Annotated in this window: 16 protein-coding genes; 13 read left to right on the forward strand and 3 right to left on the reverse strand. The window is 69.0% G+C overall.

The features are described 5' to 3' along the window. From VGV13_09770 to VGV13_09805, 8 genes are all read left to right on the forward strand, one after another. Positions 1-607, forward strand: a 607-nt coding sequence (locus VGV13_09770; GenBank protein ID HEV8641370.1) for a 3-hydroxyacyl-CoA dehydrogenase family protein, incomplete at its 5' end; no start/stop codon positions are given. A gap of 4 nt (positions 608-611) precedes the next feature. After that, a complete protein-coding gene (locus VGV13_09775) occupies positions 612-1,037 on the forward strand; it encodes an OB-fold domain-containing protein (GenBank protein HEV8641371.1) in 426 nt (141 codons plus the stop codon). Further along, on the forward strand, positions 1,034-1,423 hold the full coding sequence (locus tag VGV13_09780; protein ID HEV8641372.1) for a cobalamin B12-binding domain-containing protein: 390 nt from the start codon (positions 1,034-1,036) through the stop codon (positions 1,421-1,423). The genes VGV13_09775 and VGV13_09780 overlap by 4 nt, the downstream gene beginning before the upstream one ends. Continuing rightward, the gene (locus tag VGV13_09785; protein HEV8641373.1) at positions 1,420-3,015 is read left to right on the forward strand and encodes a methylmalonyl-CoA mutase family protein; all 1,596 of its coding nucleotides are present in this window, start codon (positions 1,420-1,422) and stop codon (positions 3,013-3,015) included. Before VGV13_09780 ends, VGV13_09785 begins: the two co-directional genes overlap by 4 nt. Before the next feature lie 256 nt (positions 3,016-3,271). Continuing rightward, positions 3,272-5,548, forward strand: a complete 2,277-nt coding sequence (locus tag VGV13_09790; protein HEV8641374.1) for a xanthine dehydrogenase family protein molybdopterin-binding subunit — start codon at positions 3,272-3,274, stop codon at positions 5,546-5,548. Further along, positions 5,545-5,793: a hypothetical protein gene (locus VGV13_09795; protein HEV8641375.1), complete on the forward strand. Its 249-nt coding sequence runs from the start codon at positions 5,545-5,547 to the stop codon at positions 5,791-5,793. Before VGV13_09790 ends, VGV13_09795 begins: the two co-directional genes overlap by 4 nt. Beyond that, the gene (locus tag VGV13_09800) at positions 5,790-6,983 is read left to right on the forward strand and encodes a CoA transferase (protein HEV8641376.1); all 1,194 of its coding nucleotides are present in this window, start codon (positions 5,790-5,792) and stop codon (positions 6,981-6,983) included. The genes VGV13_09795 and VGV13_09800 overlap by 4 nt, the downstream gene beginning before the upstream one ends. Before the next feature lie 64 nt (positions 6,984-7,047). Further along, positions 7,048-8,157: an NAD/NADP octopine/nopaline dehydrogenase family protein gene (locus VGV13_09805; GenBank protein HEV8641377.1), complete on the forward strand. Its 1,110-nt coding sequence runs from the start codon at positions 7,048-7,050 to the stop codon at positions 8,155-8,157. 3 nt (positions 8,158-8,160) lie between these two features. Here the strand turns inward: VGV13_09805 and VGV13_09810 are convergent, their stop codons facing one another. The 3 genes from VGV13_09810 to VGV13_09820 all read right to left on the reverse strand — a co-directional run bounded on the left by VGV13_09810 (position 8,161) and on the right by VGV13_09820 (position 9,868). Next, complete coding sequence (locus VGV13_09810) at positions 8,161-8,325, reverse strand: hypothetical protein (GenBank protein ID HEV8641378.1); 165 nt, start codon at positions 8,323-8,325, stop codon at positions 8,161-8,163. Positions 8,326-8,635: 310 nt separating this feature from the next. Continuing rightward, a complete protein-coding gene (locus tag VGV13_09815) occupies positions 8,636-8,968 on the reverse strand; it encodes a DUF3467 domain-containing protein (GenBank protein ID HEV8641379.1) in 333 nt (110 codons plus the stop codon). A 435-nt stretch (positions 8,969-9,403) separates the two neighbouring features. Then, positions 9,404-9,868 (reverse strand): hypothetical protein, encoded by a 465-nt coding sequence (locus tag VGV13_09820; GenBank protein HEV8641380.1) that lies wholly within the window; start codon positions 9,866-9,868, stop codon positions 9,404-9,406. 146 nt (positions 9,869-10,014) lie between these two features. On the opposite strand from VGV13_09820, the gene VGV13_09825 reads away from it, so the two are divergent. The 5 genes from VGV13_09825 to VGV13_09845 all read left to right on the forward strand — a co-directional run bounded on the left by VGV13_09825 (position 10,015) and on the right by VGV13_09845 (position 14,076). Then, positions 10,015-10,851, forward strand: a complete 837-nt coding sequence (locus tag VGV13_09825; protein ID HEV8641381.1) for an IS1 family transposase — start codon at positions 10,015-10,017, stop codon at positions 10,849-10,851. 116 nt (positions 10,852-10,967) lie between these two features. After that, positions 10,968-11,348, forward strand: a complete 381-nt coding sequence (locus VGV13_09830; protein HEV8641382.1) for a hypothetical protein — start codon at positions 10,968-10,970, stop codon at positions 11,346-11,348. A gap of 4 nt (positions 11,349-11,352) precedes the next feature. Continuing rightward, positions 11,353-11,640 (forward strand): hypothetical protein, encoded by a 288-nt coding sequence (locus VGV13_09835; protein HEV8641383.1) that lies wholly within the window; start codon positions 11,353-11,355, stop codon positions 11,638-11,640. 109 nt (positions 11,641-11,749) lie between these two features. Next, positions 11,750-12,799, forward strand: a complete 1,050-nt coding sequence (locus tag VGV13_09840) for a PQQ-dependent sugar dehydrogenase (GenBank protein HEV8641384.1) — start codon at positions 11,750-11,752, stop codon at positions 12,797-12,799. 2 nt (positions 12,800-12,801) lie between these two features. Then, positions 12,802-14,076, forward strand: coding sequence for a phenylacetate--CoA ligase (locus tag VGV13_09845; GenBank protein ID HEV8641385.1), 1,275 nt, complete (start codon positions 12,802-12,804; stop codon positions 14,074-14,076). The last annotated feature ends 8 nt before the right edge of the window (positions 14,077-14,084 follow it).

Genomic DNA, 14,084 nt, shown 5'->3' on the forward strand with positions numbered 1-14,084 from the left:
GCCCTCGCACCTGGCCGACGCGGTCGAGCATCCCGAGCGTTTCCTGGTGGCGCACTGGCTCAACCCCGCGCATGTCATCCCGCTCGTCGAGGTGGTGCCTGGCCCCGCGACGTCGGAGGCCGTGGTAACCGTCACGCTCGCCCGGCTCGAGCGGCTCGGCAAGGTGCCGGTGCGGTGCGCCGATTCGCCGGGGTTCATCGGCCCGCGGTTACAGGTGCTGCTGATGAACGAGGCCGTCCGCCTGGTCGCAGAAGGCGTTGCCTCGGCCGAAGACGTCGACCGCGCGTTCCGCGCGGGCATGGGATTTCGCTACGCGGCGATCGGGATCTTCGACTTCATCGACTGGGGCGGCGTCGACGTCCTGTATCACGCCAGCCGCTATCTGACCGAAGCCCTCGGCAACGACCGCTACCAGCCGGCGCCGGCCGTCGAGGAAAAGATCGCCAGGAACGAGCTCGGCCCGAAGACCGGCCGCGGATTCTTCGATTACGCGGGCGCCGCTCGCGACCGGTTCGAGACCGAGAAGATGCGAGCGCTGCTCCGTCAGCTCCGCCGCCAGCGACGCGATGCTCCGGTCGCAACGTCCGAGCGCGAGGGCGATCGGTGACGCGATGACGTACGTGAGGGCCATCGACCCGTTTCCGCTCGAGTCGAGCGACTGGAACCGGCTCTCCGAGTTCTACGCGCGGCTCGCCGAAGGAACGCTCACGACGACCGCGTGCGCCGGATGTCGCCGCACGTCGTGGCCGCCGCGGGGGTTCTGTCCCGAGTGCGGCTCCGATCGCTTCGACTGGATCGAGCTGCCGGGCGAGGGCACGGTGCACGCGTTCACCGTGCAGGAGACCGGCCTGCCGGCGGGCTTCGACGGGCCCCGCGTCTTCGCGATCGTCAAGGTCGGCGGCCACCGGATCTTCTCGATCGTCGTGGACGGAGACCCCGCATCGATCACGATCGGCCAGCGCGTGCGGTTGAAGCCGATCCGTGTAACGGACGATCCGAAAGGCAACGCGCGCTGGTTGCCGGCGTTCACCCCATGAGAATCCTGATCGCCAAGCCGGGCCTCGACGGCCACGACCGCGGCGCGAAGGTCGTGGCGCAGGCGCTTCGGGACGCCGGCGTGGAAGTCGTCTACACCGGGCTCAAGCGGACGCCGGAGGAGATCGTCGCGGAGGCGATCCAGGAGGACGCCGACGTCGTGGGGCTCTCGATCCTCTCGGGCGCGCACCTGCTGCTGACCCGGCGGGTGCTCGACGGGCTGCGCGCCGCGGGCGCCGATGATATCCAGGTCGTGGTCGGGGGCACGATCCCGCCCCGCGACGTCGAACCGCTGAAAGCGCTCGGCGCCACCGCCGTCTTTCCGATGGGCACACCGTTGACGGACATCGTCGCCGCGTTCAAGTCGCGGAGTGAGGTGACGCGATGAAGGACCTCAAGCTCAACGCCGGGATCCCGGTCAAGCCGAGCTACGGCCCCGAAGACCTCGCCGGACGCGACGCGGGAGCCGACATCGGGCGGCCCGGCGAGTATCCGTTCACGCGCGGCATCCATCGCGCGATGTATCGCGAGCGGCTGTGGACCATGCGGCAGTACATCGGCTTCGGGACGCCGGCGGACACGAACGCCCGCTTCAAACACCTGATGGCGCACGGCCAGGACGCGCTCAACGTCGCCTTCGACCTGCCGACGCAGCTCGGCCTCGACTCCGACCACCCGCGGGCCGAGGGCGAGGTGGGCATGGTCGGCATGGCCGCCGACTCGCTGGCCGACATGGAAGAAGCCTTCGCCGGCATCCCGCTCGACCGCGTCAGCGTCTCGCTCACCATCAACGGGATGGCCGCGCCCATCACCGCCATGTACTACGCCGTGGCCGAGAAGCAGGGGGCGGCGGCCGACCGCGTGGTGACCACGCCGCAGAACGACATCCTCAAGGAGTTCATCGCCCGCGGCACCTGGGTCTACCCCGTCGATCCCTCGCTCCGGCTCGTCGCCGACCTGATCGAGTTCTCGGCCCGGCATTACCCGCGCTCCAATCCCGTCTCGGTCTGTGGCTATCACATCCGGGAAGCCGGCTGCACCACCGGCCAGGAGATGGCCTACGGCCTGGCCATGGCCGCGGCCTACGTCGAGCTGATGCTCGCGCGCGGGATGGACGTGGACGACTTCGCGCCGCGCATCTCCTTCAACTTCACCTCCTGGGGGCAGATCTTCGAGGAGGTGGCGAAGTTCCGCGCCGGCCGCCGCCTCTATGCCCGGATGATGCGCGAGCGCTTCGGCGCCCGGAACCCCAAGTCGTGGATGTTCCGCAGCCTCATCGGCGGCGGCGGCTCGGCCTTCACCGTCCAGGAGCCGGAGAACAACATCGTCCGCGGCGCCTACATCGCGCTGGCCGCCGCGCTCGCCGGCGCCCAGACGATGGCGCTGCCCACCTACGACGAGGCCTACACCATCCCCTCGGCCAAGGCCCAGCTCATCGCGCTCCGGACCATGCAGATCTGCGCCGAGGAATCGGGCGCGGCCGACACGGTGGATCCGCTGGCCGGCTCTTACTTCCTGGAGGCGATCACCAACCAGATGGAGGAGAAGATCCTGGAGGAGCTGGCGCACGTCGAGCGCATGGGCGGCATCGTGGAGGCCGTGAAGACGGGCGCGATCCAGGCCGAGGTGGCCCGGCAGGCCTATCTCTTCGAGCAGAAGCTCGCCTCCGGCGAGATCAAGAAGGTCGGCGTCAACTGCCACGTCGGCGACCGGCCCCCCGAGGCCGACCGGGGCGTGGAGCTCTACACGTTCGACCCCAGGGTCGCCCAGGCCCAGATCGCCAAGCTCCAGCGCCTGCGCCACGACCGCGACCACGGCGCGGTGGCGGCCGCGCTGGGCCGGCTCACCGACGAGGCGCGTGGCGCGGCGAACCTCATGAACCCCATCACGGAGGCGGTGAAATCGTACGCAACGTTGGGCGAGATCGCCGGCGCGATGAAGACCGTCTTCGGCGAACACAAGGAGCCCGTGAAGTTCTGATGGTGACCCGCTCGTCGTCGCCTGACTGCGGGGCCGGCGGGGCCTGTCGGGCTCGAGCTGCCCATCCGGCATCGCTGTCGGTGGCTTGCGTCGCGGTCGGCGTCCCCCCCACCGCGCATTCCAGGCCTCGACTCCTCTTGCGCCCGCGCGCGGCGTGTGACGGGCTGCTGGCGGATGGGCGGCTCTCGCCCGCCACCCCCCGGCCCCGCCGGTCGCCACCGCCGTCGGGCACGCCTCAGCCTTCCGAGGGGCATCGGTGAGCGGGTTCAGCATCATCGGTAAGGGTGTTCCCAAGCGCGACGGCGTCGAGAAGGTGACCGGGCGCACCCGTTACCTCCACGACCTGGAGCTGCCGCGCCTGGCGCACGGCAAGATCCTGCGCGCGAGGTATCCGCACGCGCGCATCGTCAGGATCGACACCACCCGGGCCTGCGCGCTGCCCGGCGTCCTCGCCGTCGTGACCGGCGACGACGTGGAGCAGCACCCGTTCGGGTTCGCCAAGGATCACCCCGCGCTCAAGCGGGGCAAGGTGCGCTGCATCCGGGACGAGATCGCCGCCGTCGCCGCCGAGACCGCTGTCATCGCCGAGGAGGCGCTGGCGCTGATCGACGTCGCGTACGAGGAGCTCGCCGGCGTCTTCGATCCCCGGGAGGCGCTGCGCCCGGGCGCGCCGCTCGTCCACGAGGAGCTGGGGACGAACCTCACGTCGCTCCGCTATCAGTTCGGGCACGGCGACGTCGACCGGGCCTTCGCCGAGGCCGCCGCCGTGGTCGAGGGGGAATACCGGCTGAACTTCGTCACGCCCGCCTGCCTGGGCACGATGGTCGCGATCGCCGACTGGGACCCGCAGGGGCGGCTCACCATGTGGACCACCACGCAGGTGCCGTTTCTCTACCAGCGTGACCTGGCGGCCGCGCTCGGCATCACCGGTGACCGGGTGCGCGTCCTCCAGCCGCCGGTCGGCGGCAACTTCGGACGCGGTCTCGATCTCTATCCGATCGACGTCATCGCGGCGCTGCTGGCCCGCCACACACGGCGGCCGGTAAAGATCGAGTTTGACCGCGTGGAGGAGTTCCTCGCGTGCCCCACGCGCGAGGCCTGCGCGATCCGCCTGCGGACGGCGGCGGCGGCCGATGGCCGGCTCCTGGCCCGCGACGCGCACGTGACCATCGACAACGGCGCCTACGTCTCCTGGGGCTCGACGACGCCCTACGTGATGCTGGCGACGGTGGCCGGGCTCTATCGGTGCCCGAACGTCCGCTTCGACACGACGATCGTCTACACCAACAACCCCTACTCGGGCTCGATGCGCGGCTACGGCAACCTCGAGTCCACCTTCGCCGTCGAGTCCCAGATGGACGACCTCGCCGACCGCCTGGGTCTCGATCCCCTGGAGCTCCGGCGGCGCAACGCGGTGAAGTCGGGCGACGTCAGCCCCCAGGGGTTCGTGATCACGTCGTGCGCGATGGCCGAGTGCCTCGCCGCCGCCGAGGAGATCGCCAAAAATCCGCCCCCGCTCCGCCCGGGATGGAAGCGGGGCGTGGGGTACGCCGCGATGTTCCACGTCGGCGGCGGGGCCCGGATCTACCGCTCGGACGGATGTGGGGCTATCGTGAAGCTCGATGACTTCGGCAAGGTCTTGCTGCTCACCGGCGCCAGCGAGATCGGGCAGGGCTCGGAGACGGTGCTGGCGATGATCGTGGCCGAGACGCTGGGGATCCCGCTCGACCGAGTCGAGGTGGTGAACTCCGACACGGCCGTGAAGCCCTGGGACGTCGGCGTTCACGCAAGCCGGACGACGTTCATCGCCGGCAACGCGGCGCGGCTCGCCGCCGAGAAGCTGCGGGCGGAGCTCCTGGCCATCGCCGCCGGGCCGCTCGAGGAGCCCGCCGACCGGCTGGACATCAGGGAGGGCTGGGTGTTCGTCAGGAGCGAGCCCGGGCGCCGCCTGCCGTACGAGCGGGTGGTGCGTGCCGGCCACCTGCGCGAGGGCGGACAGACGCTGGTGGCCGAGGCGTTCTACGACCCGCCGACCGAGATGCTGGGCAAGGACCTGCGGGGCAACGTGTCGGCGACCTACGGCTTCGCCGCCCAGGCCGTGCTCCTCGACGTCGACGAGGCGACGGGCAAGATCGAGGTGCGGAAGGTGGTCTCGGCCCACGACGTCGGTCGCGCGCTCAACCCGCTCGCCGCCGAGGGGCAGATCCACGGCGGCATCCACATGGGGCTCGGCTACGCGCTCAGCGAGAGGCTCGTCGTCCGGGAGGGCCAGGTGCTGACTGCGACCTTCATGGACTACGCGATCCTCCGCTCTGACGACATGCCGGAGCTGGTCGTCCGGCTCATCGAGAGCGTGGACGCCGAGGGCCCGTTCGGCGCCAAGGGGCTCGGCGAGTCCGGCGCCATCCCGGTGTCCGCCGCCGTCGCCAACGCCGTGAAGGACGCCATCGGCGTGCGCTTCACCGAGCTGCCGATCGCGCCGGCCGTCGTGCGAAACGCGCTCGCGTGGCGCGCGCGGGAGCGGCGAGCGTGATCCCCTCCGCCCTTGCCGTCGCCGCCGCGCTCCTTTTCGCGCTCCCCGTCGTGGCCGAGGCGCAGGCGAAGCCGGTGCGGATCGGTGTCCTCTGGCCGGGCCACCGACCCCCCGCTCCCGGCCCGTACTTCGACTCCTTCCGTCACGCCCTCAGGGAGCTCGGGCACCGCGAGGAGCAGCACGTCACCTTCGAGCACCGGTTGGACGGGCGCGGCGAGGATCGCGACGAGGACAGGGCCGCATGAGGCTGCTCGAAGGCGTAAGGGTGCTCGACCTCTCCCGCATGCTGGCGGGACCCTACGGCGCGATGCTGCTGGCCGACATGGGCGCCGAGGTCGTCAAGATCGAGGAGCCGGACGGAGGCGACCCCATGCGCGTCATGGGTCCGCCCTTCCTGCCCGAGGGCGAGAGCGCCTACTTCCTTTCCATCAACCGCAACAAGAAGTCGGTGGCGATCGATCTCACGCGCGAAGCCGGCCGCGAGGTCTTCTTCGATCTCGTCCGCGCCGCCGACGTCGTGTGGGAGAACTTCCGGCCCGGCGTGCTGGAGCGTCTGGGCTGCGAGTATCCGGGGCTCGCCGCGCTGAACCCGCGCCTGGTCATGTGCTCGATTTCCGCCTACGGGCAGGGGGGCCCCTACCGCGACTGGCCGGCTTTCGATCTGGCGCTGCAGGCCATGGGAGGAGGGATGAGCCTCACCGGCGAGCCGGGCGGGCGGCCGGTGAGGATGGGGCTGCCCATGGGCGATCTGGCCGGCGGCATGTTCGGCGCGTTCGCCGTGGCGGCGGCGCTCTTCCGGCGCCAGGCGACGGGCCGGGGCGCGCACGTCGATCTCTCGCTGCTGGACTGCCAGGCCTCGCTGCTGACGTACGTCGCCCAGTACTTCTGGGCCGACGGGCGCGTGCCCGGGCCGCAGGGCTCGGGGCACGCCTCCGTCGTGCCCTACCAGGCGCTGGCCACGCGCGATGGGCACCTCATCGTCGCCATCTTCGCCGAGAAGTTCTGGCGCGGCTTCTGTCTGGCCGTCGAGCGGCCCGGGTGGGAGCACGATCCGCGCTTCGCCACCAACCGCGCCCGCGTCGCCACTCGCGACGTCCTCATGCCGCTGGTCGAAGCGATCTTCGCCTCGCGTACCACCGACGAGTGGCTCGCGCGCCTGCAGGCCGAGGGCGTCCCGGCCACTCCGATCCTGACGGTGGACCGCGTGCTCTCCGACCCGCAGATCCTCCAGCGACAGATGGTCGTGAAGCTCCCCCACCCGCGCCACGGCGCCATCCCGACCCTGGGCACGCCCGTCAAGGTGGACGGGAGGATGGGGCTCGACGTCGCGCCGCCGCCGGCGCTCGGCGAGCACACCGACGCCGTGCTTCGAGACCTTCTCAAGTACCCGCCCGAGCGGATCGCCGGGCTTCGCGGGACCGGGGTCATCAGATGATAGTTTTGCGAGCCGCAGGGCGGCCGCGGAGCCGGAGGCGGAGCGCGCCCGAGGCGAGCCCGTGATGAAGATTGCGGTGCTCGGGGGCGGTCACGGCGCCTACGCGACGGCGGCGGACCTCGCGCTGGCCGGCCACGCCGTGAGCCTCTGGCGGCGCTCGGAGAGCGACCTGGCGGCGGTGCGCGCAGCCGGCGGCATCACGCTGGTCGCCGAGGGCCGGCAGGGCAAGGGCTCGCTGGCGCTCCTCACGGGGAACATCGCCGAGGCCGTCGCCGGCACCGAGGTGATCATCGCGCCCTTGCCCGCCACCAGCCACGAGGACCTCGCCCAGCGCCTGGCGCCGCATCTGGACGAGCGCCAGATCGTGCTCCTCACACCCGGCACGCTCGGCGCCTACGTGCTGGCGCGGGAGATCGCGCGTGCCGGCGGCCGCCTGCCGTACGCGATCGCCGAGACCGGCACCCTGCCCTACCTCGCGCGCAAGACCGGCCCCACCGCGGTGAAGGCGCCCGTCCGCGCCGTCAATCTCCCGACCGGCGTGCTTCCCGCCTCGCGAGCTTCGACGGCGCTGGCGAAGATCGCCGAGCTCTTTCCCTCCGTGCGCCCGTGCCTCGACGCGCTGGACGCGGCACTCACCAACGCCGGGCCCGTCCTCCACCCGCCGCTCGTCCTCCTCAACGCCGGCACGATCGAACGGGGACGCTTCGACATCCACGCCGCCGGCACCACGCCCAGCGCGCGGCGTCTCATCGACGCTGTCGACGCCGAGCGCGTGGCCGCGCGAAAAGGGTGGGGCTATCCGGCCCCGCACTACGAGCAGGTGACCTACTACGACGAGGCGCGCGCCGCCGAGGGGCTGTACGGCGCCGGGGCCAGGGCCAAGCTCACGGCCAGCGGGCTCTGGAACGAGACCCTGACCTTCGACCACCGCTACGTGACCGAGGACGTCGCGCTGGGCCTGTCCCTCTTCGAGTCCGCCGCCCGGACCGTGAGCGTGGAGTCGCCGGCAACCACCGGGCTCCGGCTGACCTTCGTTGCGCTGCTGGGACCCCCGCCCGCCGGCCGCAGCCGCGCGCTCGAGCACCTCGGCCTGGGCGACCTGCTGCTCCGCGAGATCCGCGCCCTCCTCCACCACGGCTGGCTGTCGCCCCTGTGGAGTCGCGCGATCAAGTGAGCGTCAGGTCGCTGCCGGCAGACCCGCCTCCTGGCGGATCTCGGCGAGCTGGCCGGCGTGGTCGTTCCAGTGAAAGTCGAACATGGCGCCGATGTACCTGGCCATCGGGGTCTCGTCGGTGCCCATGAACTGCTTGAAGAGCGGGATGCGCGCCTTTCCGTGTCCCACCCCCCGGCGGCTGTCAAGCTCCCAGGGGGGTAGTGTCTCAGTTTGACGTTCACAGGGTGTGAACCCCGGGCTCACAGCCGTGGCATACTCCGGCCATGACGAAGCGCCCGCCCCGGCCCCGCGACCCGAACCAGCTCGCCAAGCTCATCGTGGACATTGCCACGGGGCAGGCGGAGAACGTCAAGCCCGGCCTGCCGAACGAGGCACGTCGCAAGGGTGGACTGAAGGGCGGAAAGGCGAGGGCGACGAAGCTATCCAAGGTGCGCCGCCAAGCCATTGCGCGAAAGGCCGCGCGCGCTCGCTGGGGCCGCTAATCTACCGGCAGGGGTATTGGCCCTACGCTCCGCTCATACGTCGCTAGGGTGTCGGCCAGGATCTGAAGGATACGCTTGGCATGCTGCGGTGACATGCGGACCTCGCCGGTAGCCTTAATGACGACCTCAGGACGCTCTGAAGTTGGTGGCTCAGATATTTCTCCGAAGATAAGCCTGACGTCCCAGGGCGAGACCTGCACTTGAGTGTCGTTGGTATAAAGCGAGATGAAATTAGGCGCGAAGACAATTGTGCGCTTGACGTTTGCGCGGACAATGGCGTCGGCGCCGCTATCCACATCCGCTTTGTCGGCCGAGCCCTTCTTTGCCATCACTATTTGGCCTCCGCAGAGCTCAAAGCCACATGCGGTGTCGTGCTTTTAGTCGTAAAGCTGTAGGAACTCCATCCAGCAATTACGTGATGTCCCGCATCGTCCGCATGCCCGGCGGCGCCGCGAAGAATATACGGGTGCGCCGAGTTGAGACCCGCCGTGATCATCTCCCAACAGTCAGGCCAGTGAGGCAGGTTTATCTCCGCCGGCTCAATCGCAAAGTGGATGCGGCCACGAAGTGCCTCAACGAGCCTTGTCACCGTACGAACAGTGATGTTCTCATCGCCACCCTCGATACGCGCTATAGCAGACTGGCTAGTGCCCATAGCCTTAGCGACGGTAGCCTGTGAATCTCCACGGTAGTTCCTAAGACGAGCGACGTGTTCAGCTATGTGAAAGGAGAGGTCGTTGTCCCATGCCAAGCGAAAAGCGGGGTCATACATCAACTCGATCCGGGAAGCGGAAGTAGTCAATCCCGTCGCCGCCGGGACCAAGGCTGGCTCGGATTCGCCGTGCTCGGACAGAATCCTCTGGGTCTCTTCGCTGCTTTCTCTTGCATTTCGCATAGAGGTAGACGAAGAAGTGTCGACCGTGATCAACATAGAAGTAGAGTCGCCAGCACGCGGGCTTGCACTTGAGGATGTAGATCGGCGGCTCTTCCTCATCGGACTGCTCTATTCTCGGTTTCCCATGTTCGTCCCTAACGTTAAGCAGTGCTGCCGGCCAGCCCTGTGATTCAACGAGGCGCATTTTCTGAATTGCCGTCTTGGCGGCCGCAGGGCCGTCGCCCGGCAATGCATCTGAGAATGGTCGCTCGCCTGATGAATCAAGCTTCCCTGTGGCGTCACGAAGCACCACCTCCAGAGTCGCCCAGCGAACCGCCGGTGCTATCTGTCGCACTAGATTATACCGTCCCTAGTATATACTGCAAGGTTCTCGTGCCTCGCGGAGGCCCACTATATGGGGCTAGGCACCGAATGATACCACAGCCGCTATACTGAACTTTATGCTTGACTGAGGGCTATGATGTCGATATGCTTCCGGCCATGAATAGGCTCCCCCTAGAGCGCCGCGCCCAAATCATCGGCCTGCTGGCGGAAGGCAGCAGCCTCCGCGCCGCCAGCCGCCTGGCGGATGTATCTATCAACACCGTGACCAAGCTCCTGCTGGATGTAGGCGCCGCCTGCGAGCAGTACCAAGACCGGACCCTGCGGAACCTCAAGTGTCGGCGGATTCAGTGCGATGAGATTTGGGCGTTCGTGTACGCCAAGGCGAAGAACCTGCCCGAGAAGTACGCGGGGGCCTTCGGCTACGGCGACGTGTGGACCTGGACGGCAATCGACGCGGACAGCAAGCTCGTCCCTTCATGGGCGGTCGGACGACGCGATGGCTTCACGGCCGAGGGATTCATCCGTGACCTGGCTGACCGCCTCTCTGCCCGGGTCCAACTCACCACGGACGGCAATAAGGTGTACTTGGAGGCTGTCGAGGGTGCGTTCGGCAGCGAGGTCGACTACGCCATGCTCATCAAGATGTACGAGGGTGATTCGGGCCGGGAGCGCTCGTCAGAAGCCCGCTACAGCCCGCCTAGCTGCCTGGGGACGCGGATGGTGTGCATTACCGGCCGACCCGACGAACAGCACATCAGCACGTCGTTCGCTGAGCGCCAAAACCTCACGATGCGAATGGGGATGCGGCGCTTCACCCGGCTGACCAATGCTTTCAGCAAGAAAGTGGACAACCACAAGGCAGCCGTGGCCCTCCATTTCATGCACTACAACTTCGCCAGGGTCCACAAGACGCTCCGGGTGACGCCCGCGATGGAGGCTGGGGTGTCCGATCACATCTGGTCGCTGGACGAAATCGCCCGGCTGGCCGGCTAATTCCTTGAATGCCCCCCCCTTGACCTCGCCCGGAATCTTGGCCAAAATGCCAATGCCTGAGATACTAGATCGGTGATGCGAACCTGCAAACGTCAGGCTTGAAAGAGATGGGCACCATGGACCAGACGACGCGGCCGAAGGGAATTCAGGTCACATTTATGGCCCGCCTCAAGGCCGGAATGAAGTTCGATGAGCAGGCTAAGGTTTGGATCACCTATGTCCCGGCCTTGCAACTCTACTCCCAAGGGAGCACGAAGGCGCGCGCCAAGCGCGCCATCGCCAGCGCCGTCCGCCTCTTCCTAACGACGGCGTATGAGCACGGCGTGTGGGATAAGGCGCTGCGCAACGTCGGCCTCGCTCCCACCGGGGCAAGCCAGATGCCGGGGCCAGACTCGGAGTTCGTCGGCTTCTTCGAAGAGGAGATCCTTGAGAAGGCCAGCTTCCCCGAGGTGTTTGACGTCCCCGCGGTATTGCCGCTTGAGTTGATACCGGCCTGACCCGATGGCTGTCCCGGTGCCAGTTCCGCCCGTTGTCTTCCGGGACATGCTCGTGGCGTGCGGCTATCGCCAGTCCGCCGAAGATGAAGACAACTGGGCGATGGTCAAGCCAGACGCCGAGCACCCAGTCTTGATCGTTCCGAAAGACGGCGAGGTCGTCTCTATCACGGTCATGATGTCCATCCTCGACAAGCTGAAGATGGATAACGCGACCTACTTCCGGCTGATCGCCCAAGTACAGGGTGGCGCACCTCCGACAGCGACGGACGCCGTGCCGATTCCTCCCGCCTGATCCGCGCGTCCCTGCCCGCGCCGCCCATCCAAGTCTCAGTCAAACTGAGACACTACCCCCAGGGGTCCCGGTTTGCCGGGTCCGGCACCGAGGGCTACACTCATCGGTCGTGAACGCTTTCGTCGCGCTCGCGGCCGCCCTCGCGCTTGTCCTCTCGGTGGCGCCGGGCGCGGCCCAGCCGCGCCTGACGGTGGTCGCGGCCGGGCTGGAGGTGCCGTGGGCGCTGGCGTTCGCCCCCGACGGCCGGCTGTTCGTGAGCGAGCGCCCGGGGCGGATCCGCGTGGTGAAGAACGGCCGCCTCGAGTCAGCGCCGGCCGCCACGCTGCCGGCGGCCGCGCAGGGCGAGGGCGGACTCATGGGTCTCGCGCTCGATCCCGCCTTCGCCCAGACCGGACGCCTCTACGCCTGTTACACCACCGAGAAGCGGGGCCGCCTCGTCAACCGCGTGGTGACGCTTATCCCGCGCGACGGCCCCACCCCGGACGAGCGCGTCCTGGTCGACGACATCCCGGGCGCCGGGATCCACGACGGCTGTCGGGTGAAGTTCGGCCCCGACGGCAAGCTCTACGTGACCACCGGCGACGCCGGCCAGTCGCGGCTGGCCCAGCGGCGCGATTCGCTCGCCGGCAAGATTCTACGATTGAACCCCGACGGCAGCGCGCCCGCCGATAACCCGTTCCCCGGCTCGCCGATCTACTCCCTCGGTCACCGGAACCCGCAGGGGCTGGCCTGGGACCGCGGCGGCCGGCTCTTCGCCGCCGAGCACGGACCGTCCGGAGTTCCGTGGGGGCACGACGAGCTGAACCTGATCCGCCCCGGACGGAATTACGGCTGGCCGGAGGTCTACGGCCGCGGGGACGATCCGCGCTTCGTGGAGCCCATCCTCGAATCGGGCAGCGACACCTGGGCCCCGTCGGGGATCGCGATCCTCGGCGACCATCTCTACATGACGGCGCTCCGGGGGCGGCGCCTGCTGCGCGTGCGGCTGACGGCGGACGGCGCCGTGGGAGGCGTGGAGAACCTGCTCGAGCGCGCCTACGGGCGCCTGCGCGACGTCGTGGTCGGGCCCGACGGCGCGCTCTACGTGGCGACCAGCAATCGCGACGGCCGCGGTTCGCCCGCGCCCGACGACGACCGCATCCTGAAAGTGGTGCCGTGAAGATGTTCCAGCCCGAGCTGGAGGCGATGGAGCGCGAGCGGCTCGACCGCCTCGTGCTGGAGCGGATGCGGGCGACGCTGGCCCGCGTCAACACCAACCCCGCCTACGCCGGGCGGCTCGGCGGCGCCGAGCCCGGCAACCTCGGGCGGATCGACGACTGGCGGCGCCTGCCGTTCCTCACCAAGGACGAGCTACGCGACGCCTATCCCTTCGGCCTGGCCGGCGGCGGCTCCTACCGGCGCATCCAGATGTCGAGCGGGACGACGGGCAATCCGATCCTCAATCCGTACACGCCCGGGGACATCGCGCAGTGGAGCGAGGTGATGGCGCGGTGCTACGTCGCCGCCGGCGTCGGCTCCGACGACGTGATCCAGATCACGCCCTCCTTCGGGCTCTTCACCGGGGGCTTCGGCTTCCATTACGGCGCCGAGCGCCTGGGCGCCATGGTGATCCCGGTCGGCGCCGGCCGCACGCTGCTCCAGCTCAAGCTGATGCGGGATCTCAAGACAACGGTGCTGGTGGCGATCGCGACGTACTCCCTGCGCCTCATCGAGGTCGCGCGGGAGGAGAGGTTCGATCTCGGCGCCCTCGCCCTGCGCGTGGGCATCTTCGGGGCCGAGATGTGGTCCGACGAGCTGCGCGCGCGGATCGAGCGGGAGCTCGGTATCCGCACCTTCGACATCATCGGCATGACGGAGACGGGCGGCCCCGGGCTGGGCATCGACTGCGAGGCGCGGGCCGGCATCCACGTGTGGGAGGACCACTATCACGTGGAGATCATCGACCCGACGACCGGCGCCGTCGTCCCCGACGGCCAGGACGGCGAGCTGGTCGTCTCCACGCTGACGCGTGAGGGACTGCCCCTGGTGCGCTATCGCACGCGCGACCTCACGCGCGTCGTGTCGCGCGAGCGCTGCGCCTGCGGGCGCACCGCGCTCCGGCTGGACCGCCTGCGAGGCCGCACCGACGACATGGTCATCTTCAAGGGCGTGAACTTCTATCCGCGCCAGATCGAGCAGGTGCTCCTGCGCCAGCCGGGGCTCGGCCCCGAGTACCAGATCACGCTCGACGGTGACGGCGGGGGCGAGCGGCTGACCATCCACGTCGAGACCGAGCCGGGGTGCGACGGCGCCGTCGCCACGCGCGTGAAGCGCGAGCTGCACGACCTGTTGGGCCTCGGCCCCGAGGTCCGCCTCTGCCGCTTCGGCGAGATCGAGCGCCCCCCGGGCAAGGCCGTGCGCGTCGTGGATCGGCGGAAGTATGGCAGCGCGAGCTGAGAGGCGGC

The sequence above is a fragment of the Candidatus Methylomirabilota bacterium genome, from assembly GCA_036001065.1.
In the GTDB taxonomy this organism is placed as follows: domain Bacteria; phylum Methylomirabilota; class Methylomirabilia; order Rokubacteriales; family CSP1-6; genus MNEF01.

Excerpts from the sequence above, each read along its gene's own strand:
- VGV13_09775 (HEV8641371.1), top strand. The coding sequence starts at position 612 with ATGACGTACGTGAGGGCCATCGACCCGTTTCCGCTCGAGTCGAGCGAC.
- VGV13_09780 (HEV8641372.1), top strand. The coding sequence starts at position 1,034 with ATGAGAATCCTGATCGCCAAGCCGGGCCTCGACGGCCACGACCGCGGC.
- VGV13_09785 (HEV8641373.1), top strand. The coding sequence starts at position 1,420 with ATGAAGGACCTCAAGCTCAACGCCGGGATCCCGGTCAAGCCGAGCTAC.
- VGV13_09800 (HEV8641376.1), top strand. The coding sequence starts at position 5,790 with ATGAGGCTGCTCGAAGGCGTAAGGGTGCTCGACCTCTCCCGCATGCTG.
- VGV13_09805 (HEV8641377.1), top strand. The coding sequence starts at position 7,048 with ATGAAGATTGCGGTGCTCGGGGGCGGTCACGGCGCCTACGCGACGGCG.
- VGV13_09815 (HEV8641379.1), bottom strand. The coding sequence starts at position 8,968 with ATGGCAAAGAAGGGCTCGGCCGACAAAGCGGATGTGGATAGCGGCGCC.
- VGV13_09825 (HEV8641381.1), top strand. The coding sequence starts at position 10,015 with ATGAATAGGCTCCCCCTAGAGCGCCGCGCCCAAATCATCGGCCTGCTG.
- VGV13_09830 (HEV8641382.1), top strand. The coding sequence starts at position 10,968 with ATGGACCAGACGACGCGGCCGAAGGGAATTCAGGTCACATTTATGGCC.
- VGV13_09835 (HEV8641383.1), top strand. The coding sequence starts at position 11,353 with ATGGCTGTCCCGGTGCCAGTTCCGCCCGTTGTCTTCCGGGACATGCTC.
- VGV13_09845 (HEV8641385.1), top strand. The coding sequence starts at position 12,802 with ATGTTCCAGCCCGAGCTGGAGGCGATGGAGCGCGAGCGGCTCGACCGC.